The organism is Cyclobacterium jeungdonense, assembly GCF_010994275.1.
GTDB lineage: Bacteria > Bacteroidota > Bacteroidia > Cytophagales > Cyclobacteriaceae > Cyclobacterium > Cyclobacterium jeungdonense.
The window spans coordinates 228461-252087 of sequence record NZ_WMCD01000006.1; the positions used below are offsets into that span (position 1 = coordinate 228461).

Genomic DNA, 23627 nt, shown 5'->3' on the forward strand with positions numbered 1-23627 from the left:
ATGGATGAAGCATTAAAAAGGCAATCGGAGGAGTTGGAGCAGACGCTTCAGAAACAACTTGAATTACTGAAGCAGGATTCGCAGGTTTACGCTAAAGTTGCAGGTATTGCAGTGCTGGGGGGGCTTCTGGCAGTGGGATCGGTTAAGTTGTTTTCTAGAGGCCGTAAAAGTGACGAGAGCAAAAAAAAGAGCAAAAAGAAAAAGAAAAGGGGATTCTCCTTCTTTCGAAACATCCGAAACAGGCTATTTTGGATGGCGTTTGATTATGGCAAAGCCAGGCTGGTAGAAAATTTTGTGGCCAACTTGGGCAAAGAGGATGAATCAAGGAAATGAGTTAAAAGATTCGCTTTATCAGCGAAGCAAAGAAGGAACTAAAAGTTTGGCGTTGCTGATAGATCCTGAGAAGATGGATAGGCACGATTCCTGGCTGAAGCAGGTCGAAAAATATGCCATTTTCCCTCTGGATTATTTTTTTGTTGGGGGTAGTTTGGTCAATCCGGAAAAGCTGGCTATCTGTTTAAAGAAATTAAAACAAGTAAACGGACCGGGGGTGCCTGTGGTGCTCTTCCCCGGAAGTGCCATGCAGGTTTCCGAAGAAGCAGACGCCATTTTGTTTTTATCGCTTATTTCCGGTAGAAATCCCGAATTACTGATAGGGCAACATGTCCTTGCTGCCCCAGCCCTTTTCAGGAGCGGATTGGAGATCCTGCCCACTGGTTACATGCTGGTCGATGGGGGACGGTCTACCAGTGTGGAATACATCAGCCAAACGATTCCAATTCCCAGGGATAAGGAAGATTTAGCAGTAGCCACAGCCCTTGCCGGGAAATTCCTGGGCCTGTCGCTTTTTTACCTGGATGCTGGCAGCGGTGCTCATCTTCCGGTACCGCGAGAAATGATACGAGCAGTCCGCAATTGCACCGGTTATCCGCTCATGGTAGGAGGAGGAATCAATTCCCTATCCAAAGCACAAAATGCCTGGGAGGCTGGTGCTGACCTCGTGGTGATCGGGAATGGGGCAGAAAAAAACCCCGAACTGATAGCCGAGGTTTTTCATTTTATGCGGTGTTACAATGCCTCATTGAACGTTAATTAAGGATTCTCTTCTTCGCATTTTTCCTGCAGGAAGCCCATACATCATTTTAAATCGGCGGCAAAAGTACGCGGTATCTTTATATCCGACTTCTTTTCCAATATCCCGAATACTTTTCTTGGTGGTTCTCAACAATTCTACGGCTGCTTCCATTCGCTGGTATTCGATGTAATCCTGAGGATTGATCCCGGTGAGCATTTTGAAATACTGACCCACATAATCTTCAGAGACATTGGCAACTTTGGCTAATACTTTGTTCGAAAGGTCCCCTCCAATGTTCTTTTTGATGTAATTGAACATGTCGATAAGTCTGGGGTCTTTGAAGTAAGTGCTATTGGTAGATAATTCTTCCACAAATAGCCTGTTTTTCAGGATATGGCGAACCAACTCTACTACCAAGAGCTCCGTGTATAGCTTGATAACCCGTTCTTTTCCCGGTGTATTTTGTTCGGATTCCTTAACCACATCTTCCAGAATAGAGGCAATTCGGTCATTGAACCTGATGACAAAGGCAGGTATGCCCAGTGAATTAAAGAAATTGACTACGTCAAAAACCTTCGCTTCAAAGGTAACGGAAGTGATGCAATCGTCTTCCAGGTTTTTTATATCTTTAAAGCTAATGGTCTGGAGGTATTTTTTCTTATTCTCTAAGAAGTTTTCGTTATTGGTTTCATTTCTTTTGGTTACGGTGCCAAAAGAAACGCGAGTAGATCTTCCAGCAGGTATAAAAAGTATTTCTCCCTCGTTAACAGATTCCTGATCCTCTCCAAAGTTGAGCGATCCCCTGTGAAGCAGGATGGCAGTGTTTTCAGAATCTGTATAGTCGGTGATGGTTACTGGCCGCTCTATCTTGAAGTTGTTTCCTTTAACGTACCTTACCCCAACCGACTCAATCACCTTATTGTAATATTCCATGATCAGTGCCTTTAGGTTTTTTTTTGTAAAAGTATATTTTTTTTCTGATTTGTGATGACAATTATAGATAAAAAATTAGAATAAACTAAATTTCGATATGAAAATTAATATATATTTTTAAAAATCCACAGCTTATACAATTATCTTAAAATGCTTCTCGATATAACTATTTTTTGAATTTCTGAAGTGCCTTCATAGATTTGTTTAATTTTTGCATCCCGCATCATGCCTTCTACCTGGTATTCCCTCACGTATCCATAACCTCTGTGAATCTGAATGGCATCAGTGATGACGTCCATCGCCACCTTTGAGGAGTACAATTTGGCCATGACATTCAATTTCGAGTAATCCCCTCCCTTGTCTTAGGCGAAAGTAGCCTCGTAGCACAGCAGGTAGGCTGCCTCAATTTCGGTAGCCATATCTGCTAGTTTAAATTGAATAGCCAGCTGTCCGCTGGCATATTTCTCAATTCCCCAGCATACCAGGGAATTATTGGCAGGCATGATCACACCGGCGGACGCATCGGTTTTTGAAATCTCCTCCATGGCCAGTACAATGGAAATGGTAATACGCTAAAAACAAAAAAAGGGGCAATTGATGCCCCTTTAAATCTTAATTTATATTGTTGGTTTCTAATCCCTTCCGCCAAAGAAAATAAAGAAATAATAGGCCAGTGTAGCCAGGGAGGCAAGGGCAGCTACCACATAGGTCATGGCAGCCCATTTCAATGCATCTTTAGACATGCCATATTCATCAGGAGTAACGATATTGCGCTCCTTTACCCATGCCAGAGCACGGTTGCTGGCATCAAATTCTACGGGTAACGTTACCAGACTAAACAATGTCAGCATGCTAAATGCACCTACGACCACCACACCTACTGCTTCATAAGGAAGTCCAAGCAAGGCGATACCACCGAAAAGCGAAGCAATTAAAACGAAGTTTAGAATTTTTCCACTCACGTTTTGAATAGGTACCAGAGCAGATCGTAGCTTCAGCCAGGCATAGGATTGCGCATGCTGAACGGCGTGACCACATTCGTGGGCAGCCACTGCTGTAGCAGCTGCGTTTCTTCCATAATACACATCCGGACTCAGATTCACGGTTTTGTTCATGGGGTTGTAATGATCAGAAAGCTGACCATCCACGCAATTCACCTGTACGTTGTGGATGTTGTTATCCGCTAACATCAATTCCGCAATTTCTTTACCAGAAAGATTTGCCTTAAGGGAAGTCTGAGAATATTTCTTGAATTTACTTTTGAGCTTGTTACTTACTAAGTAACCCAAAACTCCAAATACTACGACTATTAATATAATTCCCATTTTTTATTTAATTATTTTTTTGCTAATAAACGTTTCTTTCAATGTTAAGGTTGCTTTCTTTTTTGGTAAGAAATAAAGCATGCCGATACCTCCCAATATTAAAATGGTTAGCATTTGGGAGGCATGGACTACCATTGCAAATATCTTGCCCTGCTCCTCAGAAATACCATAAAACAATAGTATGAAGGCGACCATGGCATGGAAGGTACCGATTCCGCCTTGTACTGGTGCGACCATGCCTAAGCTACCCATGACTAAAACCATTAGTACAGAACCCATTGATAATGAGCTGGTAGCGGGCATGGCAAGAGCGATCCAGTACATCATAAGAAAATAGATTAACCAAATCAATAAAGAGGCAATCCAAAAACCCCATTGATTTTTCATCTGGTATACCGTTTCGATGCCACTGACAAATTGTCGCAAAAACTGTCGTATTTTCCCTACCAGGCGGTGGTTTTTGAATTTTATATAGCTCAGGTAAAGAGCGAGAGCCAAACCACCGAGAACCACCATCCCCAGCGCAAAATAGCTCTGGATAAACTGGCTCAGAGCAGGAACAGAAACCAGCATGCCAAAGATCTCCAAAAATACCGTTCCCTGGAGCAGAAAAGCCAGGGTAACCATCAATAGCATTAAAGCCAGGTCTATGGTTCGTTCCATAACGACCGTTCCAATTAATTTGCCAGTGGGAATGGGGTAGACGCGATTAACTGCCCCGCACCTGGCCAATTCTCCGGCTCTCGGGACCAATAAATTTATAAGGTATCCCAGCATAAGGGCCCAAAATACGGTGACTGTGTTTACAGAAAAGGCCTCCTTTGTGGAAATCAGTAATTTCCATCTCCAGGCGCGAAGTGCGTAGCCGATGATTCCAACAAAAAGGGAAGCCCCCAGCCAAAACAGGTTCGTCTCTCTTAGGGCAGATAGGATCGTTTCTTTTTCTACGTCTTTATACAGGAAGTAAAAAATACCCACAGCCATAAGGAGGGGTAGGGTCAGTTGGATTCCCCTTTTTAATTTTTTATTCAAATCAGCCGGTTTTGTTCGTCTGGAAAAATCACGATTGGTTTATAGACTTTCGCCTCTTCAAACTCCATACTGGCATAAGAAATGACGATCACAATGTCCCCTACCTGCGCTTTACGCGCAGCCGGGCCATTGAGACAAACCTGGCCGCTGCCCCTTTCTCCCTTGATAACGTACGTTTCGAGGCGCTCTCCATTATTGATGTTGACTATCTGAACTTTCTCATTGGCAATGATATTGGCGGCATCCATCAGATCCTCATCGATGGTAATGCTGCCCACATAATGAAGTTCGGCCTGGGTTATCTTTACCCGGTGTATTTTTGACTTTAATAGCTGGATGTGCATGGCAATGGTTAATTCTGCTTCTCCCTGATGACAATATTGTCAATTAAACGGATATTTTCAATGTAAGCAGCAATACAAATGGCGAATGGGACGTGCGGAATGGGGAAACTAATTAGAGAAAACCGGCTTAATTCCACCAATTCCAGGTAATCTGGTTCAATCGATGCAGGTCTAAGCTTTCGTTCAATTATTTCATTTTTGAGGGATAACCAATCTTTTCCTTTCAATAGTTCCTCTTTGCAAAAAAGCAGGGTTTCGTAAAGGAGGGGAGCAGTTTTTCTTCCCTTCTCAGAAAGCCGAAGATTTCTGGAGGAAAGCGCCAGACCACTTTCATCTCTAACGGTAGCCACTGTAACAATAGAGGTAGGGAAAGAGAGATCCTTTACAAGCCTGCGAATCAGGGTTACTTGTTGAAGGTCTTTTTGACCGAAATAAGCTTGATCGGGCTGCAGGATATGAAAGAGTTTGGACACTACGATGCCGACACCGTTAAAATGGCCGGGACGAAATCGACCTTCCAAAACTTGTTCTATGGGCCCGAAATCAAATTCGGTAATGACCGCTTCCGGGTACATTTCCTTTTCATCCGGGATAAAAAGGAGGTCGACCCCCTCCTCAACGAGCATTTGCATATCCTGGCTCAGGTTTCTTGGATAGTTTGCCAGATCCTCCGGGCTGTTGAATTGAATGGGATTAACAAATAAAGAGACGATGGTTACCTCCATCTCTTTCTTTGATCGGCGAATCAGTTCTAAATGTCCCGGATGAAGGGCTCCCATAGTCGGCACCAACCCTATAGACTTTCCCTGGCCTCTTAATCTCTTTATTTGCTGTCTGACAGCGAGTATGGTGTCAAATTTTTCCAAGTGCTTCGTTGGGGTAGTTTAGGAAAATAGGTGCAAAAGTATATTATTCTGAATAAAAACAATGGGATTTTCTGATTTTTTTTGTAAATTTGTAGTCCCGTTATATCCCTTTAACAAAACACACTAGATATGTCTAAACTTCGTATTCTTTACGTAGCAAGTGAAATCAATCCTTTTCTTCAAACTTCAGAGGTAGCCAATTTTGTCAGGGCCTTGCCTCAGGCTATGCAGGAAAAAGGAATGGAAATTCGAATTTTGGTTCCCAGATTCGGATTAATCAACGAAAGAAAGAATAGGTTGCATGAAGTAGTAAGGCTTTCCGGAATCAATATCTCCGTGGGAGAAGAGGAAAAGCCGCTGATTATAAAAGTGGCATCCATTCCCAACGCCAAGCTTCAGGTTTATTTCATCGATAACGAAGACTATTTTCAGAGGAAAAGCGTTTTCTTTGATAAGCAAAATAAGTTTTACGAAGATAATGACGAAAGAGCCATTTTCTTTTGCAAAGGGGTACTTGAAACCGTTAAAAAATTAGGTTGGGCGCCTGATGTCGTGCATTGTAATGATTGGATGACCAGTTTGATTCCTTTGTACCTGAAAACGACCTACAAAAACGAGCCCCTTTTCAAGGAAACAAAATCCGTGTTTGCCATTTATAATAACGGATTTAGTCATAAATTTGGGGACGATTTATTTGAAAAAATTAAAATGGTGGATATTGACGACAAGCTCCTCGCCCCTTTGAAGTCCAAAGATTATGAAGGATTTCTGAAATTGGGTATGGAATATGCAGATGTTGTCGTTAAGGGTGAGGATATTTCCGAAAGCCTGACCGCCATGATACAGGAATCATCAAAAGACAAGCAGTTTGAAATTAACAGTGAAGAAAAAGACCAGCTTTTTGAAAGTTATTACAATATCTACACGGAGCTTGCTGGCTAAAGCCCATGTATTTTTAATTGCCTTACTCATTTTCACAAGTGCTTGCTCCGATCCATCCGAAATTGGATTGGTGCTGGAGCCGGGCTCTAATCAGATAGGGGTTTTCTATGAAGAAATACCCCTTTCTCCTTATTTGGTCCTTGCGGATTCATTTAACACCACGAGCCAGGGCAGGCTATTGGTAGGTGGTGACCAAAGTGAGTTCTTTGGGACGACGCAAGCCATCGGATATAGCCGGCTTTCTTTCAATCCCAACGGCATCCCCCCCAGACCCGAAGCCTTGTTTGATTCCGCAGTCTTCACTATGAACGTGGTGGATTTGATCGGAGAAGATTTTGATGAAGAAAAAGCTTTTCAGGTTCATCGGCTTACCGAACCTATCCTGGATACTGCGTATTACAATTTCAACCACCTTTCATTTGAGGAGGACAATACCATCGCCTCCGGATCCTTCCTGTTAGCACCCGATACGGTCAACCAATTGCGAATGGAAGTTTCTCCGGATCTGTCTGCCGAGCTTTTTGGAAAGCTCACTACTGATGATCCTGTGTTTGATGATATTTTCGCATTTCGGGATTATTTTCCTGGGATAGCGATTACGGGTGATCCCGAACAAAACGCATCCTTGTCACTAGCTACCGGAAGTGGAACAGGCATGATTTTGTACTACCACTACGATGGAGATACCGTGTCCACAGCTTATCCAATCAATACTATCCAATCCCGACATTTCAACGGCATTTTGAGCGATCGGCAGGGTTCGGCCATTGGTTCTGTGGTAGAAAGAGGAGAGGCGTATGATGTACCTGGAGATCGGGTTGGTACTAAGGCAGGTTTAGGACTCATGCTTAAATTGGATATGAGCCCTTTACATGGGTTTTTGGATACCCTTGAAAACATTACTTTCAACCAGATCATGCTGGAGGTAGGACCGGTTGAAGAATACCCCGAATTTAAAGCTCCTTACAATCCCCTGGTCATGTATTTTGCGACCGAGGATAATGAAATCTACCGAAGATTTGATGGAGCTGAAGTAGCCATACAAGCCGAAGGACAGGGGCATACAGGCCTGGATCCAGAAGGAAATGTGGTCCCTACGACCAACAATCAAACCGGTTTGATATATAATACCGAGGACAGGGTGTATGCCAATCAGATTACTTCTTACGTAAATGCGATATACCGCTCCGGATTGGTGCGAACAGATTTATTTTTGTATCCCAATGTTCCCAGTACAGAAAGGGCCCCGGTTACCTCGGATGCATTCAAACGCTCGCTTCGGGAATTTAAGCTGGCCAAAGACAATATTAAGTTAAAAGTTTATTATACCAGGGTCAGGTAACTTTTTTTTAAAACTCACGGGGTTTTAGTAAATAGCATAGCGGCCCAATGGTTGTTTATTTTTTGACCTACAGGTTTCAGGTTGTGAAGGTCCGCCTCCAGGCGTATATCTTCGCAATCCCCTTCATAAAAGCCGCTTAGTAAGAGCTGGCCCCCGGGGGCTAGTTTCTGGCTGTAGGTTTTAATCTCCTCCAACAGTACGTTTTTATTAATGTTGGCCAATATCAAATCATATTGTCCGGGGGCTTCCACCGTGGAAATGGTGCCTTTTTGCATGCGCAATTCGGACATGCCGTTTATTTCAAAATTTTCATTACCATTTTCCACGCTCCATTCGTCTATATCGAAGGCAATAACCTTTTCGGCTCCCAGCTTTTTAGCCATAATAGCCAAAATACCGGTTCCTGAGCCGGCGTCCATGACTTTTTTCGACTGAAGGTCCAGGGTAAGCATCCACTCCAGCATGAGAAAGGTAGTGGCATGGTGGCCGGTACCAAAAGACATCTTTGGATTAATGATGATTTCGTGGATGAATTCGTCTTTCCTACTCGGATGAAAAGTGGCTCTGACATATACCTTCTTAGCCAGGGAGATAGGATCGTAATTTTTTTCCCATTCTTCGTTCCAATTCATCTTGGGTAACCGCCTTTCTCTTACGGTAATTTGGGCTGGCTTTTTGTAACGCCTAAGGAATTTTTTCCAGAGGGAGCTATCGAGCGCTTCCGACAAAATACAGGCATCAAAACCGGTTTCTGTTTCCAGAAAGGCATCAAAACCAATATCCGCCATTTCGGCTATCAGTATGTCTTTGTATTCCGATTTACAAGAGATGTTAATGTCCAGGTATTCCACTGCTGAAAGGATTAAATAAATGCCAGTTTAATAGAACCCGGACACGATTATGCCCGGGCCTTAACGTGTGCTGTATTTTAAAATGATTGAATAATCGCTACAAAGTCTCTGGATTTCAGAGAAGCTCCTCCTATCAATCCCCCGTCAACATCAGTCTTAGAGAAAATTTCTTTGGCATTGTCGGGCTTGCAGCTACCTCCATAGAGAATGGAAATTTCATTGGCAGCAGCGTCACCGTATTTTCCAGCTAGGTGTTTCCGGATAGCGGCATGCATATCCTGTGCTTGATCTGAAGAAGCCGTTTTGCCAGTGCCGATGGCCCAGATGGGTTCATATGCAATGACGATCTTTTTTAATTCCTCTTCAGAAAAATTAAAAAGACTGGCTGTAAGTTGCTCTTTTACATAGGCTTCATGAGTTCCTGCTTCTCTGATTTCCAAAGGTTCACCACAACAGAATATCGGTTGTAGTCCATTATCCAGTGCCTGGCGGGTTTTTGCAGTCAACAACTCATTGGTTTCGTTGAAATACTGCCTTCTCTCGCTGTGGCCTATGATGACATAGCTTGCGCCAAAAGAGGCCAACATGCTCGCAGATATCTCACCTGTGTAGGCTCCGGATGCCTGATCCGAACAGTTCTGTCCTCCTAAATGGAGACGATCTACACCTGCTATCAATTTATTTACGGCATGGAGGTGGACATACGGCGGATTTAATACTACGGTTACATCGGCTGTTGGTTCATCTTTTATCATATTCACAATCTCCGAAGTTAGTTTTTGCCCTTCTTCCTGGAGACAATTCATTTTCCAATTTCCTGCTACAATTTTTTTTCGCATGATATGTTAGTTAAGATTTATATATTTGGTCAGGATTATCCCGTTGGTAAACCAAAAGCTAAAAATACGCAAAATGTCAATTCCAGAAAAAGGAAATGCAGTTTCCAGCTCAAAAAAGAAGGTAGGTTTCTCTCAGGGCCTAAAAAAAATCTCTTCCTATTGTGCCTATCAGGAACGATGCCTTATGGAGGTTCAGAATAAGCTTGAGGAATGGGGGTTGACCTCTTCAGATACGGATAAAATCATTGGTAAGCTCCTGGAAAATGATTTTCTTAATGAAGGTCGCTTCGTGGAAAGTTATGTACGAGGAAAATTCGGTCTCAAAAAATGGGGCAAGGTACGTATCCGACAGGAATTAAAAATGCGGGAAATATCCGATGATTTGATAAGGGATGCGCTGGAAGCCATTGATGAAAGGGAATACCAAGAAACCTTGAAGTTTCTGGCTGATAGAAAATGGAAGTTGACCAGAGAACCGGATCTGTACAAAAAGAAAGCAAAAGTTACCCGTTTTTTAGCTTTCAGGGGCTTTGAACCCGACCTAATCCGAAATACGGTGGATGAGCTGGCTAGTACTTAGGCACATATAGATCCTCCAATTCCCGTGGGATCACCTCGATTACGTTTGCCAATACCAGCTTTACCAGGGTCCTGGAGGCAATATAGACCGGAATTTTGGCTAATGCCATGTATTCTTTTAATGTGATGTGGGGACGTGAGACCAGGGCTTTCATCAGTAGCTCCTCCTTTTTTCCATATTTGAAGACGATGTCGTCCAGTCGCTGTTTGCGTTTCATGATTTCCCACATTTCCCTGCTTGCCTGGATGCTTTTGTCCGCTACCCGCACAAAGGCCTTTTTTCGTTGGTTCTCTAGAATATAATGCGGGGCAGATTTACTTTTTCTGATTTCATATACAGCTACTCCTTTTTTGGAGCTTAGGTCAATCACGTGTTTTTTCAGGTGTATGGCAGGCAAAATCAATTCCTGGATGGCTTTGTCCATGGCATAGACTTCCTCCTCAATGTATCGTTGCCCGCTGACAGTGCCGTCATCGTCCACACCGATTAACAAGTGACCACCCTCTGTATTGGCCATGGCCACAATTTCCTTGACGATTTTTTCCGGATGGGCTGCTTTCTTTTTGAATTCCACGCGCAGGCCTTCCCCTTTCTGTGCTATTTTTCCAATTTCCTGAAGCGTCATCCCCGTTAATTTATCAATACTGCAATGGCCACCCTTGCCCCTAAGGCTTTTTCCTGAACATAATAATCCACCATACTTTCCAGCCTCATCCGGTAGGTAAAGTTGTAGGTGTACCCTAACCCGACACCGATATCGGCCTTGTTGCCGATTAAGGCCCTGGCTCTGATAAATACCGGTTCCAAGGGATACCAGCGAATTCCGCCGGTGACTTGATTGGGACGGGTCAAATTGTATTCGTAACCTCCTGAAAAGGACAGGTGATGCAGGTAAAAATAATTGACCTCAGCTCCAAATTGAGCCCGTTCCATCACCTGATTCAGGTCGGATCGGACCAAATCCAAACCCGCACTGATCAAAAAACTACCGCCTGCCTGCTGAGCTTGCACCCTGTTTATTCCAAAGGATAAAGCCAGTAGCGAAAAAATAATTAATCCTGTCTTTTTCATGAGGAACCTCCATTCAGGGTTTCCAGGCGCTTTTGCAGCCCTATCCACTCGTCCCTAAGTCGGGCCGCCTCCATAAAATTAAGTTCCTTTGCTGCAGCTTCCATTCGTTTTTGCGTTTGTTTGGTGAGTTTTTCCAGTTTCTCCCGGCTTAAATACTGAATTACCGGATCTGCTGCCACATCGACTTCTTCGGGATTGTTTTCTACATAGATCTTTGCATTCCTTTTGCTATCGGCCACCTTCGTCTGCCCCATAATTCTATCTCTGGATTTTATGACAGTTGTTGGCGTAATGCCGTGTTCCTCGTTGTATGTTTTCTGTTTGACCCTTCTCCGGTTGGTTTCATCGATAGCCGATTGCATGCTGTCCGTGACCTTATCTGCATACATAATGACCCTGCCTTCGGAATTTCTGGCGGCACGGCCTATGGTTTGCACCAGGCTTCTTTCATTTCGAAGAAAACCTTCTTTGTCGGCGTCCAGAATGGCAACCAGGGCCACTTCCGGGAGATCCAGCCCTTCCCGTAGCAGGTTTACTCCTACCAAAACATCAAATATTCCGAGCCTTAGCTCGCGCAATATTTCTACCCGGTCCAGGGGTTTTACCTCCGAATGGATATAACGGGATTTCACGCCTATTTTGGCCAGGTACTTATCCAGCTCTTCTGCCATCCGTTTGGTAAGTGTGGTTACCAAGATCCGAAAACCTTTTTTGATGGTTTGGTCGATTTCTTCCAACAGGTCATCGATTTGATTACCGCTGGGACGGACCTCTATTTCCGGATCCAAAAGACCGGTAGGGCGGATGATTTGCTCTACTACCACTCCCTCGGATTTGGTTAATTCATAATCTGCGGGAGTTGCGCTGACATAGATAGTCTGATTGGTCAGGGATTCAAATTCATCAAATTTCAAGGGACGGTTATCCAATGCGGAAGGCAATCTAAATCCATATTCCACCAGGTTTACCTTCCTGGACCGATCACCACCCCACATGGCTCTTACCTGAGGGAGTGTTACGTGACTCTCATCGATTACCATCAGGAAGTCGTCCGGGAAATAATCCAGTAAACAGAAAGGCCGGGTTCCAGGTAGCCTGCGGTCAAAATAGCGGGAGTAATTTTCTACACCGGAACAATACCCCAGTTCCCGAATCATCTCCAGATCAAATTCAGTCCTTTCTTTTAATCGCTTCGCCTCCATCAATTTACGGTTTTCCTCAAAAAAACTTATCTGAGATACCAGATCATCTTGAATTTCATGAATGGCGGTATCGATGACATCCCTGCCGGTGACAAATAAGTTGGCGGGAAAGATCGTGATGAGACGCTCATCTGAGATTTTTTTCCCACTTTCCGGGTCCACCTGTTGGATGGCTTCTATTTCATCCCCCCAAAAGAAAATGCGGTAAGCAAAGTCTCCATAGGCTACAAATATATCTACGGTGTCTCCCTTTACCCGAAATGTTCCCCGGGTAAATTCACCCGTAGTCCTACTGTACAAAATTTCCACCAATTTGAAAAGAAACTGATTTCTGGGAATCCGGTCCCCTTCCTGAATTTTAATCACATTTTTCCCAAACTCTTCCGGATTACCGATACCGTAAATGCATGAAACGGAAGCCACTACGATGACATCTCTTCTTCCAGAAAGCAGGGAAGAAGTGGCAGAAAGCCTTAATTTCTCAATTTCTTCGTTTATCGACAAATCCTTTTCTATGTACGTACCACTCGTGGGAATAAAGGCTTCCGGTTGGTAATAGTCATAGTAGCTGATAAAATACTCCACGGCATTGTCAGGAAAAAATTGTTTGAATTCGCCGTAAAGCTGAGCCGCCAGGGTTTTGTTATGGCTCAATACCAAGGTGGGTTTTTGGACTTCCTGGATTACATTGGCAATGGTAAAGGTTTTACCCGAACCGGTTACGCCTAAAAGTACCTGGGCAGGTTCTCCAGAATTCACCCCGCTAACCAGGTTTTTGATGGCATTGGGCTGGTCGCCGGTGGGTACGTAATCCGAAATGATATTAAAATCCATATAATTTTAATTTATTTAATTACAACGTCGGATAGGTAGTGAATAGTTTTCGGGATTACTTCCTTTTATCCAAACCGATGAAAGCCTTTAGGTTATAATAAAGAAAATTGGTTCTCAGCAAAATTATCAGCATTAGGGGGAGAATGCTGGGATGAAAAGACTGAAATCCCAATATCCAGATTACCAGTGCCAGGTCGGTGAGGATCATCGATGCTAATAGCAATTTTTTTACCAAAGGATGGACCGGTTTGGCAAAAAGGTACCAAGCCAGAATCAGGTGTAGGGGAAAAGCCCAAAGCAGGTTCCAATTGTACTTCGTCTGGGAATGCTCAGTAAAAAACCAAAGAAAAACCACTAATAGACCCAGCAAACCCAAAATCGTAAAGATTCCAATATCCAGGCCGTAATAAAGCCTTTTGTTCCGAAACCCGAAAAAAGTAAGCAGACCCACCAGGATGGCCAAGGCCCAAAAAACCAGGTACGGATTGGAAAAATTCCAGTTTTGCCCTTCTGTAGCAGGGAAGTCGTAGATGGTATGGTTTTCAGCGACTAGTGCTCTTTCCGGACCGTCCCCGATAATGGTAGCCCGTTGAAAAGCGGCTTCCAGGTAGTCGGGTAAAAAGAGCTTTTCATTTTCATTAGCAGTACGGTCGATTACCGCACCCAAGGCCAGGTCTATTCCAAGATCCGACCAGGGCAGTGGGTAGACGTATTCGTCAATCAAATTCCGGAAGGATTTTGAAGGAGCATCGGTGGGATGATTCCATTTTAGGGAGGATCCTAGCACGGTTTCCAGCATTTCCCGGATTCTGGTGGAACAATTATCAAAGAAAAAGTCGTACCGGTAATTCCGGTTCTCCGGTCGGTAATTGTTTTGCAGAAAGGCTACCAAATCCCTGGCTTGTTGCTCCGAAAGTGCCAGCTCCTGTTCACGTACATTTCGCTTGAAATAATTGTACTCGTAGAGAAAGTTTTCGGTAGTAGTCAGTGACAACTGATAATCCAGCGTTCTACGGATAAATTTGATGTAAAAAAAGGGAGTATTGAAATCGAAGGTCCCATAATTAAACACAAGATCCCTACCGGAATCCAGTTCCCTGACCCGAACGGCGCTGTGTCCAAAAGTAGAATACAGTTCCTCTCCGGGATCGCAGGTTAGGAGGCTGATTGTATAACGCTGTGCTTCCGAATCAGGAATGGAGCTAAGGCCAACAAACAAGGTCAAGCTTACCAACAAAAAGAGCCTGGCAAATGAAAGGTGAAAGGGATGTTCCATGGAAAGGGAAAATGATTGGGAATTAGGGCTAATTGGACGGAACAAATTTACGGGATTAATTCAGTTTTCGGATAATTATCCATTCAAATCCTGGGCAGAAGCATTCCTACTAAAAGTCAGATTTATCTAAGTAAAAATGGATTTTCTATAAAAAAATATGCATTACACGCTTTGGTTTTTACGGATATTTCCTTATTTTTAGTACCAATTCATTTTTATTCAGGATATTTTTTATAAAATGAAACCTTACATTACCAACGGGGGACAATTGTACCTGCGGGCAATGGGTACCATTTGCCTGTTGCTTTTCTGTGTTTTTTTGACATATGCTCAGATTACCCTTACCACTAACAGTTACCGTACGCAATTGCCCCAAGATGGCGTAGGTGACTGGAGTGATGCCGGGATTTGGGAGTTTTTTGACGGGGTAGCCTGGGTTGCAGCGGCAACTCCACCGAATCGAAATCACGATGTTTTTATTCTTAAAGGAAATGAAGTCAGGCTATCTCAGAACCAGGAAGTGGGCAATATCTACCTTTTTGGAGCAGTGGATGCGGGGAAAAAATTGAATTTGCAGACCTTTGATCTGGATGTATATGGGGCTTTACATAGCTTTGATTTGGATGTCGGTGGGGAGTATGTACTTTATGGCAGCGCCTGGCTGGGGGATGACTGGATTTACCCCGAAACGGGCCGAATTGTTTTCAAGGGAACCTCCAGGACTGTGGTGGATCGGAACTCCTGGAGCGGGCAAAACCTGGCAAGTAGGTTTTCCGTGGTTTTTAACCCGGATCCGGGAGAGGTACTGGTGGTTAATGCAGGGTTCAAAGCCAGTAGTTTTTTAATCCAAAGTGGAACGGTCCGGCAAACGGTGAATACCGATGGGGCTCCAGCTACTTCCACTTTTTCTTTCACGACGACCGAGTTGTTTGGTACCGAAGATTTTGGCGAACTACGGATCGCTTCCGGTGCCACCTTGATCTCCGAAGCTTCCAAAGAGTTTAACCAACTGATCCGTAGGTCTGAAAACAGGCCAGCCAGTTCCTTTATTCTGGAAGAAGGAGCCAAACTGGTTCTCTTCGGGCAGGAGCCGGAGATAGATGCGGTAAACGTGGTTTTGGATGGGGACGTATTTTACGCATCCGAAAAGAGCTTCCAGGAATTTTTGCAGGCATCCATGGCAGTCTCACAGCAAGATTTTGTCTACCAAAACCTATACATGGAAGGAGCGGCTACCAAAAATCTACCGGATCAGTTGTCGGTTCAAGGAGATTTAATATTTGTCTCCGGGGGAGTGGCGGATGGTTCCGCTACCAACCTGCAGCTAACGGGCTCAAACGATCAGGAATTGGATGTTTCCGGACTGGTACTTTCCGGTTTGCTGATAGACAAAGAAGGAGGGCTCGTAACGATAAATGATGATTTAACGGTTACAGAAAACTATTCACAGGTTGGCGGAGATGTAGATTTTCAACAGCACCAACTTACCCTGGATTTTGATGCTTCGGGCACTTACACCTATTCCGGAGGAAATTGGTACAACCTGGGGGAACTGCGCTATGAAAACCTTCCGCTGGCATTAGATGCCGGAAATGCCCGTTTTCCTTTTTTTGATCAATTCCTGGACGCCCCGAGGCATTTATTTCTGGAAGGAAATTTTTCTACGGTCGGCCAATCTTTGGTTTTGGGCTATGTTGAAGCTCCTGGGGTGACTTATGATCCGGGGTTTTTGGATGAAGGGGTGGCAGTAGTGTATCATTTGAATAGTTTTTTTGAGATCAGTACTACCGGAAGCGATTTGGGACAGCTAATAGCCTGGATTGGCGCTGAGGATCTGGCTGTTCAGGATATCAATCACCTGCGGGTAGTCGGAGACGGTTTGCCGGCTATTGGATTGCATGTTCCGGCCGAAGAAATGGATGGCTGGCTCTGGGCAAAAAGAGCTTTTGATTTCCAGGAAGCGCAAAGTAGTATGCTGACCATTGGCAGTACCAGTTCCTTGAGTGTTTTGCCCCTGGATTGGAACGGGCTTCAGGCCAATTGGATTGGCGACAGGGTGGTGCTGTCCTGGGAGGGTAATTCCGGCGAGCCTGTTGATTATATCATTACCCGTTCAGATAGAGAGGCAAAGGAGTTCTTTCCTATCGACAATATTCAGACCCATCAGGATAATCAGTTGATTCGGTATGAAGATAGTTCCTACCCGCTGGATGAGCCTTTCTGGTTTTACCAGATTGTCGGCAAAGAGATGGATGGACTGCTCAGTTACAGCCCCGTGATTCGGGTCACGAATCCTCTGTTCCGATACCAAAGCCCGAAAATCCATCCCAACCCCTACACTTCCGGCCCTCTTAACCTGGTCTTAGGCAGTATGTCTCCGGACGGAATAGCCGTTTGCAAGGTTTGGAATATGGAAGGGGTTAATTTTCTCACCCTTTACTTTAAAGCGGATTTTCACTCCGGAATGTTGGAAGGTAAATTGGTATCACTTCCTGCCGGAACCTACCTGATACAGCTTGTAGGGGTAAGGGAGGTGCATACACTCAAATGGCAGAAACATAACCAATAAACTACCCAATTCAGCCAAAGCATTCGGTAGTTATTCCATCAGCGCTATCCGGGTACCGTGTATTATTTTGCGCAAGGAGCGCTTCAGTCCCTTGCGGGTATCATTTCCGCAGGATTAAAGGAATTGCCAAAAGGCACGTACATCCTTTTCGTACAAGTGGAAAATGAAAAAGGAAAAGAAGTATATCAAACAATAAACCTGGTGAATATTTTTTCAAGTTTATCAGCTCTGAATAGGCATTCAGAGGAATATGCTGTATTTTTTGGATTCATTTCAAATCCATGATGACCTTTTTAATTGTCGGTTTAAGCATATTGTTGCTGGTAGGGCTAATTGTATGGATGAAGGTAGAACCTTTTATTGCCTTTCTTCTTACTTCCCTGGCTGCAGGGCTGAGTCTGGGAATTCCTTTGGAGACCATTTCCGGGTCCATTCAAAGAGGGATAGGGAGTCTTATGGGTGCCCTATTGATAGTTATTTCGCTGGGGGCTATGCTGGGCAAGGTGGTGGCAGATAGTGGGGCAGCGCAGCGAATCGCCCTGTTCCTTACACAGAGTTTTGGTCAGCATCGATTGCAGTGGTCTGTTGCGCTTACTGCATTTATAGTTGGGATTCCCTTGTTTTTTAATGTAGGATTTGTGTTACTGGTGCCTCTTGTATTTTCGGTTTCCTATCAATATAACATCCCGGCAATGGTGGTAGGCATCCCCATGCTCGCGGCACTCTCGGTAACTCACGGATTATTACCGCCACATCCCGGCCCCGTGGCACTGGTGGCTCAGTTTGATGCCCACATGGGGACAACCTTGATTTACGGCCTGATACTGGCAGTACCAATGGTGATTTTGGCAGGGCCACTCTATGGCAAGCTCCCTTATTTTAAGTCCATGAAGGTAAGGCCTCTGGCTGTTTTCAGTGCGAAACCAAAGCCTGTGGAGGAGTTGCCAGGATTAGTAAACAGCCTTTTTACCGCCTTGCTGCCTGTTTTTTTACTTATTGTCCTGTCTTTGGTGAGTTTGAATTTTTCGCCGGAAAGCCCTGGATACGGATGGATACAGTTTTTCAGTGATCCCAATGTGGTCATGTTGGTTTCGCTTATTTGGGCCACCTACAGTCTGGGAATCAGCAGGGGGCAGCGAATGGCGCAGATAATGGAAGGATACGGCTCGGCGGTTAAAGATATTGCTCTGATTTTGCTTATCATTGCCGGAGCCGGTGCCTATAAAGAGGTGCTGATGGACAGTGGCGTGAGTGCTGAAATAGGAGCATCTTTGGAACAATTAGCAGTCAATTCCTTAATTCTTGGTTGGTTGATCGCCGCAGTAATTCGAATTTCCGTTGGGTCTGCCACCGTAGCAGCGTTGACAGCGGCTGGGATCATTTCGCCCTTGGTGGCAAGTGGTGGTGGAGATCCTAACCTGATGGTACTTGCCATTGGAAGCGGCAGTCTTATCTTCTCACATGTCAATGACGGAGGGTTTTGGTTGGTAAAGGAATATTTTAACTTAAGTATTAAACAGACCTTTTTATCGTGGACCTTAATGGAAACGGTAGTGGCCATTTTAGGCCTCGTTGGTGTGTTGATATTGGATCTGATTATATAAAAAGAAAAAAGCTATGGAAAACATGTCTGCAGAAGGAAAATTAAAAGAGTTGGGATTGGTGCTGCCTCCTGCGCCACCTCCCGGAGGCGTTTACAGACCTATTGTTATCACCGGAAACCTGTTGTTTCTGTCTGGTCACGGACCGGTTTTGGAAGACGGTAGCCTTATTAAGGGTAAGGTTGGGATTGATTTGGACAAGGACCAGGGAAAAGCCGCTGCCAGGCAGGTAGGCTTGACCATGCTTTCAACCTTGCAAAGCCAGCTGGGGAGTCTGAACAAGATCAAACGTGTGATCAAAGTACTGGGGATGGTAAATTGCGGCTTGGATTTCGAAGAACACCCCTACGTGATCAATGGATGTTCGGAGCTTTTTGGAGAAATCTGGGGTAAGGAAAATGGAATTGGCTCCAGGAGTGCGGTGGGCTTCGGTTCATTGCCAGGGAATATCTCCGTAGAAATAGAAGCTACTTTCGAAATAAACCAGTAATTGTATGACAGATAAGTGGTATGAGTTGCGAGATCCTGAGAAAATCGATAGTCCTGCTTTATTGGTATACAAGCAGCGGGCAAAGGAAAATATTGAAAGAGCCATTCAGGAGGTAGGTTCGCCAGACCGATTGCGGCCCCATGTGAAGACAAACAAGTCCATTGAAGCCTGCCGTCTGATGATGGATGCCGGGATAAAGAAATTTAAGGGGGCAACCATCGCAGAGGTAGAAATGTTGGTTTTGGCAGGTGCTAACGATATCCTGCTGGCCTATCAACCGGTGGGTCCGAAAATCGACCGGCTGCTATCCCTCATTCAGAAATACCCGGAAATCAAGTTCCACTGCCTGACAGATCATGAGTCCGCAGCAGGTGCGATGGATCTAAAGGCCAAGGAAGCAGGTAGTAAACTTTCGGTCTACATAGATCTCAATGCAGGAACAAATCGGACGGGGATCGCTCCCGGTCCTGCCGCCATGGGTTTATTTGAAGTTCTTGTCCAGAAGAAAAATCTACAGGTAAGAGGATTTCATTTGTACGATGGTCATTTGAGGAATCCAGTATTTGAGATCCGGAAATCGGAGTGTGATGAAGGGTTTGCTCCAATCGCCTTGATGCGGGAAGAACTGGAAAAAAGCTACGGCTATTCATTGGAAATCATTGCCGGAGGGACGACTACCTTTCCGATTCATGCAGCCCGAGAGCGAGTTACCTGCGGGCCGGGGACATTTATTTATTGGGACGATGGCTATGGTTTTGGGCTTCCTGAGCAGGAATTTCAGCGCGCTGCATTGGTGATGAGTCGGGTGATATCCCTTCCGGCCGAAAACCTGGTTTGTGTAGACCTGGGTCACAAGGCCATTGCTTCCGAAAACCCCATCGAAAATAGAGTTCGTTTTTTAAATGCAACGGATCTTACGCCGATAAGCCAAAGCGAAGAGCATTTGGTATTGCAAACTTCCCCGGATCATTCCTATCGGATCGGAGACGTTTTATATGGAGTCCCTTACCATATTTGTCCGACGGTAGCCTTACATCAGGAAGCAGTGGTGGTGGAAAATGGGGAGCAGGTAGCGGTATGGAAGACCATTTCCCGGGATCGAAGGATCGAATTTTAACAATTAACGAAACAACGTACATGTTTACAATAGACGCACACCTGGATTTGAGCATGAATGCTCTGGAGTGGAACAGAGACCTTACCCTTACTGTGGAGCAGATTAACGCAAGGGAGCGGGAATTACAAATGAGTGATAAACCGGATCGTGGAAAGGCCACCGTATCTCTGCCTGCATTGAGAAAAGCGGAAATTGGATTGGTGGTAGCTACCCAAATAGCTCGCTACGTGGCACCGGGCAACCCTTTGCCTGGCTGGCATAGCCCTGAGCAGGCCTGGGCGCAGACGCAGGGGCAGTTGGCATGGTACCGAGCCATGGAAGATAAAGGAGAAATGGTGCAAATTAATAACCTGAAAACCTTGGAGGATCACCTGAGATTGTGGAATGATGGATCAGATGCTGGAAAAAAACCCATCGGATATATTTTGTCCCTGGAGGGGGCAGATTCTATTGTTAACCTGGGGTATTTGGAGAAAGCTTTTGAGAAAGGGTTGAGAGCATTAGGTCCAGCACATTATGGACCCGGTCGGTATGCTCAGGGGACAGACGCTACGGGCCCATTGGGGCCTGAAGGAAGGGAATTGCTTCGGGAAATGGAGCGTTTATCCATTATTTTAGATGCCACACATCTTAGCGATGAAAGTTTTTGGGAAGCCCTGGATCATTTTAATGGTCCGGTTTGGGCAAGTCATAATAATTGCCGGGCACTGGTAAATCACAACCGGCAATACAGTGATGAACAAATCAAAGCCTTAATTGATAGAGGAGCGGTCATTGGAGGAGCCCTTGACGCCTGGATGATGGTTCCAGGATGGATTAAAGGAGTGTCCCAGCCCCGTGAAATGGACTGCGACCTGGAAAAAATAATCGATCATTTGGATCATATCTGCCAGATTGCGGGGAATGCCAGGCATATTGGTATTGGAACCGACCTGGACGGAGCCTATGGAAGGGAACAAAGTCCTTATGACCTGGAAACCATTGCGGATATTGGCCGGATTCCGGCCATGCTTGAAAAGCGTGGCTATAGCACCTCTGACATTGAATTAGTCATGCACGGAAACTGGCTGCGGTTCCTTCAGAAAGCCTGGAGTTAATATTTGTTTAACATTAAATCAAAATATTAAACAAATATATTGATTTAGTCTTCACTTCTGAAGTCCCAAAAAACCCCATAAAATTCATTTTATGGGGTTTTTTGGGTAAATAGAGTCAAGGCCAAGATTTCTGTTTAAAATAAAATTAAAAAAACTCTACAAAATAGTTGTTTTATTGTTTAACAAATAGTAAGTTTGTTTAAACAAAAAGACAAAGCCATGACAACTCTTGAATTCAGCTATTCATTAAATAAGTTAAGTAAATCATTAAAGCCCTTTGCATTAAAACTTACGCGCGACATGGATGATGCCAACGATTTGATGCAAGACACCATGGTGAAGGCCTTCACTAACAAAGACAAATTTACCGACGGGACCAATTTGAAAGCTTGGTTATATACCATTATGAAAAACACCTTCATTACAAACTACCAGCGAATGGTAAGGAGGGGAACATTTGTGGATACGTCGGACAATTTGCATTTTATCAACTCTGGTTCCGTGGTTATTGAAAACGGAGCGTATGGAGAATTTGCAATGAAAGATATAACAAAAGCAATTAATAAACTGGATTCGGTATATAAGACGCCGTTTATGATGCATTACAAGGGGTTTAAATACCATGAGATTGCAGAAAAGCTGGACATTCCCATTGGAACGGTCAAAAACCGGATTCATATTGCCCGTAAATTATTAAAAGACGATCTTAAGGTCTATATTACCAAAAACTAAAGGATGATTCATAAAAAAGTTGTAGTTATTGGTTCGGGCTTTGCCGGACTTTCTACAGCCACACACCTGGCAGCAGAGGGCCAAAACGTTTTGTTACTGGAGAAAAACAGCACCCTCGGCGGTAGGGCGAGAAAATTCGAGGCCGAGGGTTTTGTTTTTGATATGGGGCCAAGTTGGTATTGGATGCCGGATGTGTTTGATAGGTATTTCGAAAAGTTTGGAAAGCAGGTTAGCGATTACTACGAACTAACTCGTCTTGACCCCTCCTATTCGGTTTTTTTTGCAGAGCATGATGTAATGGATGTTCCGGCTGATTTGGAAAAATTCAAACAAACTCTGGAGAAACTAGAGGTTGGTGCGAGTGCAAAACTGGATAAATTTTTGAAACAGGCGGAATACAAATACCAAAAGGGAATTCATGATCTTGTTCACAGACCAAGCCTTTCCGTTACCGAATTTTTCGACCTTTCCTTATTGAAGGATCTTTTCAAAATGGACATCTTTCAGTCAATGTCCTCCCATGTCCGAAAGTACTTTACCCATGATAAGATTATCCGCTTGATGGAATTTCCCGTTTTGTTCCTGGGGGAGACCGCTCAAAACATTCCTGCTCTTTACAGTTTGATGAATTACGCAGATATTGCCTTGGGTACCTGGTATCCTATGGGCGGAATGCATAAAATTATTGATGGAATGGTAAGCCTGGCAGAGGAAAAAGGAGTGGAAATTCGATCGAATGCTGAGGTGGTTAAGATTAATGCCCAAGGTGGGAAAGCCGAATCCCTTGTTTTGAGCAATGGTGAGACCATTACTTTCGATATTCTGGTGGCAGGTGCAGATTACCATCATGTAGACAAAAATTTACTAGATCCGGCGTACAGCAATTACAGCGATGCCTATTGGGATAAGCGGACGCTTGCCCCATCTTCCTTGCTTTTTTACCTGGGAGTGGACAAAAAGCTTCAAAATCTGCACCATCACAACCTCTTTTTTGACGAACCTCTCGGCCCGCATGCAGAAGCTATTTACAAAAATCCCAGTTGGCCAGAAAAACCATTGTTCTACGTTTCGGTGCCTTCACAAACTGATTCGACGGTGGCTCCAGAGGGAATGGAAAACTTGTTTATTTTAATACCGTTGGCTCCCGATCTGGAAGACCCCGAGAAAACCAGGGAATACTATTTTAATCTGGTGATGGACCGATTGGAAAAATTAACCCACCAGGAAATACGGTCACATATCATTTATAAAAAATCGTATGCCCACCAGGATTTTAAAAATGACTACCATGCCTTTAAGGGAAATGCCTATGGACTGGCCAATACCCTAAAGCAAACGGCTATCCTGAAACCTTCCCTGAAAAATAAAAACCTTTCCAATTTATATTATACGGGTCAGTTGACTGTTCCGGGTCCAGGTGTACCTCCCTCTTTGATTTCAGGGGAAGTAGTAGCGAAAGAAGTAATTAAATCCCTAGCAAGTTAAATAAAATAGATATATTGAGGAGGT

The 23627-nt window shown here is 44.3% G+C and carries 23 protein-coding genes and 1 pseudogene; 12 read left to right on the top strand and 12 right to left on the bottom strand.

Going from position 1 to position 23627, the window contains the following annotated elements:
• Both GKS34_RS13970 and GKS34_RS13975 read left to right on the top strand, forming a co-directional pair.
• Entirely contained in the window at positions 1-333 is a 333-nt protein-coding gene (locus GKS34_RS13970) for a hypothetical protein (protein WP_163385457.1), read from the top strand.
• On the top strand, positions 317-1096 hold the full coding sequence (locus GKS34_RS13975; RefSeq protein WP_163385458.1) for a phosphoglycerol geranylgeranyltransferase: 780 nt from the start codon (positions 317-319) through the stop codon (positions 1094-1096). The genes GKS34_RS13970 and GKS34_RS13975 overlap by 17 nt, the downstream gene beginning before the upstream one ends.
• Here the strand turns inward: GKS34_RS13975 and GKS34_RS13980 are convergent.
• The 6 genes and pseudogenes from GKS34_RS13980 to panC form a co-directional block, all read right to left on the bottom strand.
• Positions 1079-2008: a helix-turn-helix domain-containing protein gene (locus GKS34_RS13980; RefSeq protein ID WP_163385459.1), complete on the bottom strand. Its 930-nt coding sequence runs from the start codon at positions 2006-2008 to the stop codon at positions 1079-1081. The two genes, GKS34_RS13975 and GKS34_RS13980, sit on opposite strands and share 18 nt — an antisense overlap.
• Positions 2009-2148: 140 nt before the next feature.
• Positions 2149-2451: pseudogene (locus GKS34_RS13985) on the bottom strand (acyl-CoA dehydrogenase family protein); the annotation flags it as partial.
• A 189-nt stretch (positions 2452-2640) separates the two neighbouring features.
• Positions 2641-3333 carry a zinc metallopeptidase gene (locus GKS34_RS13990; protein ID WP_163385460.1) on the bottom strand — a complete coding sequence of 231 codons (693 nt, stop codon included), beginning with the start codon at positions 3331-3333 and terminating at the stop codon, positions 2641-2643.
• Positions 3334-3336: 3 nt separating this feature from the next.
• A complete protein-coding gene (locus GKS34_RS13995) occupies positions 3337-4365 on the bottom strand; it encodes a lysylphosphatidylglycerol synthase transmembrane domain-containing protein (RefSeq protein WP_163385461.1) in 1029 nt (342 codons plus the stop codon).
• A complete protein-coding gene (panD, locus tag GKS34_RS14000) occupies positions 4362-4709 on the bottom strand; it encodes an aspartate 1-decarboxylase (protein WP_163385462.1) in 348 nt (115 codons plus the stop codon). The genes GKS34_RS13995 and panD overlap by 4 nt, the downstream gene beginning before the upstream one ends.
• Positions 4710-4717: 8 nt before the next feature.
• Complete coding sequence (panC, locus tag GKS34_RS14005) at positions 4718-5575, bottom strand: pantoate--beta-alanine ligase (RefSeq protein WP_163385463.1); 858 nt, start codon at positions 5573-5575, stop codon at positions 4718-4720.
• 129 nt (positions 5576-5704) lie between these two features.
• Between panC and GKS34_RS14010 the strand changes: the two genes are divergently transcribed.
• Together GKS34_RS14010 and GKS34_RS14015 are read left to right on the top strand one after the other, a co-directional pair.
• Positions 5705-6517, top strand: a complete 813-nt coding sequence (locus GKS34_RS14010) for a glycogen/starch synthase (RefSeq protein WP_163385464.1) — start codon at positions 5705-5707, stop codon at positions 6515-6517.
• Entirely contained in the window at positions 6477-7859 is a 1383-nt protein-coding gene (locus GKS34_RS14015) for a DUF4270 family protein (protein ID WP_240459304.1), read from the top strand. Before GKS34_RS14010 ends, GKS34_RS14015 begins: the two co-directional genes overlap by 41 nt.
• A 14-nt stretch (positions 7860-7873) precedes the next feature.
• On the opposite strand, the gene prmA is transcribed toward GKS34_RS14015, so the two are convergent.
• Both prmA and tpiA read right to left on the bottom strand, forming a co-directional pair.
• Positions 7874-8710 (bottom strand): 50S ribosomal protein L11 methyltransferase, encoded by an 837-nt coding sequence (prmA, locus tag GKS34_RS14020; RefSeq protein WP_163385465.1) that lies wholly within the window; start codon positions 8708-8710, stop codon positions 7874-7876.
• A gap of 77 nt (positions 8711-8787) precedes the next feature.
• A complete protein-coding gene (gene tpiA, locus GKS34_RS14025; protein WP_163385466.1) occupies positions 8788-9549 on the bottom strand; it encodes a triose-phosphate isomerase in 762 nt (253 codons plus the stop codon).
• A 73-nt stretch (positions 9550-9622) separates the two neighbouring features.
• Between tpiA and GKS34_RS14030 the strand changes: the two genes are divergently transcribed.
• Positions 9623-10129, top strand: a complete 507-nt coding sequence (locus tag GKS34_RS14030; protein ID WP_163385467.1) for a regulatory protein RecX — start codon at positions 9623-9625, stop codon at positions 10127-10129.
• On the opposite strand, the gene GKS34_RS14035 is transcribed toward GKS34_RS14030, so the two are convergent.
• From GKS34_RS14035 to GKS34_RS14050, 4 genes are read right to left on the bottom strand one after another with little or no spacing between them, the layout of a single operon-like run.
• Positions 10119-10754, bottom strand: coding sequence for an AlbA family DNA-binding domain-containing protein (locus tag GKS34_RS14035; protein ID WP_163385468.1), 636 nt, complete (start codon positions 10752-10754; stop codon positions 10119-10121). The two genes, GKS34_RS14030 and GKS34_RS14035, sit on opposite strands and share 11 nt — an antisense overlap.
• A 5-nt stretch (positions 10755-10759) precedes the next feature.
• Complete coding sequence (locus GKS34_RS14040; RefSeq protein WP_163385469.1) at positions 10760-11200, bottom strand: hypothetical protein; 441 nt, start codon at positions 11198-11200, stop codon at positions 10760-10762.
• A complete protein-coding gene (gene uvrB / locus GKS34_RS14045; RefSeq protein ID WP_163385470.1) occupies positions 11197-13236 on the bottom strand; it encodes an excinuclease ABC subunit UvrB in 2040 nt (679 codons plus the stop codon). The genes GKS34_RS14040 and uvrB overlap by 4 nt, the downstream gene beginning before the upstream one ends.
• Before the next feature lie 55 nt (positions 13237-13291).
• Entirely contained in the window at positions 13292-14512 is a 1221-nt protein-coding gene (locus GKS34_RS14050) for an Lnb N-terminal periplasmic domain-containing protein (RefSeq protein ID WP_163385471.1), read from the bottom strand.
• A 238-nt stretch (positions 14513-14750) separates the two neighbouring features.
• On the opposite strand from GKS34_RS14050, the gene GKS34_RS14055 reads away from it, so the two are divergent.
• The 7 genes from GKS34_RS14055 to crtID all read left to right on the top strand — a co-directional run bounded on the left by GKS34_RS14055 (position 14751) and on the right by crtID (position 23603).
• Complete coding sequence (locus GKS34_RS14055; RefSeq protein WP_163385472.1) at positions 14751-17081, top strand: hypothetical protein; 2331 nt, start codon at positions 14751-14753, stop codon at positions 17079-17081.
• Between the two features lie 284 nt (positions 17082-17365).
• Positions 17366-18685 carry a gluconate:H+ symporter gene (locus GKS34_RS14060; protein ID WP_163385625.1) on the top strand — a complete coding sequence of 440 codons (1320 nt, stop codon included), beginning with the start codon at positions 17366-17368 and terminating at the stop codon, positions 18683-18685.
• 22 nt (positions 18686-18707) lie between these two features.
• Positions 18708-19172 carry a RidA family protein gene (locus GKS34_RS14065; protein ID WP_205602077.1) on the top strand — a complete coding sequence of 155 codons (465 nt, stop codon included), beginning with the start codon at positions 18708-18710 and terminating at the stop codon, positions 19170-19172.
• Positions 19173-19176: 4 nt separating this feature from the next.
• On the top strand, positions 19177-20289 hold the full coding sequence (locus GKS34_RS14070; RefSeq protein WP_163385474.1) for a D-TA family PLP-dependent enzyme: 1113 nt from the start codon (positions 19177-19179) through the stop codon (positions 20287-20289).
• Positions 20290-20309: 20 nt separating this feature from the next.
• Positions 20310-21386 carry a dipeptidase gene (locus GKS34_RS14075; RefSeq protein WP_163385475.1) on the top strand — a complete coding sequence of 359 codons (1077 nt, stop codon included), beginning with the start codon at positions 20310-20312 and terminating at the stop codon, positions 21384-21386.
• Positions 21387-21605: 219 nt separating this feature from the next.
• Positions 21606-22118, top strand: a complete 513-nt coding sequence (locus tag GKS34_RS14080) for an RNA polymerase sigma factor (protein ID WP_163385476.1) — start codon at positions 21606-21608, stop codon at positions 22116-22118.
• 3 nt (positions 22119-22121) lie between these two features.
• Positions 22122-23603 (top strand): bifunctional phytoene desaturase/3,4-desaturase, encoded by a 1482-nt coding sequence (gene crtID, locus GKS34_RS14085; protein WP_163385477.1) that lies wholly within the window; start codon positions 22122-22124, stop codon positions 23601-23603.
• The last annotated feature ends 24 nt before the right edge of the window (positions 23604-23627 follow it).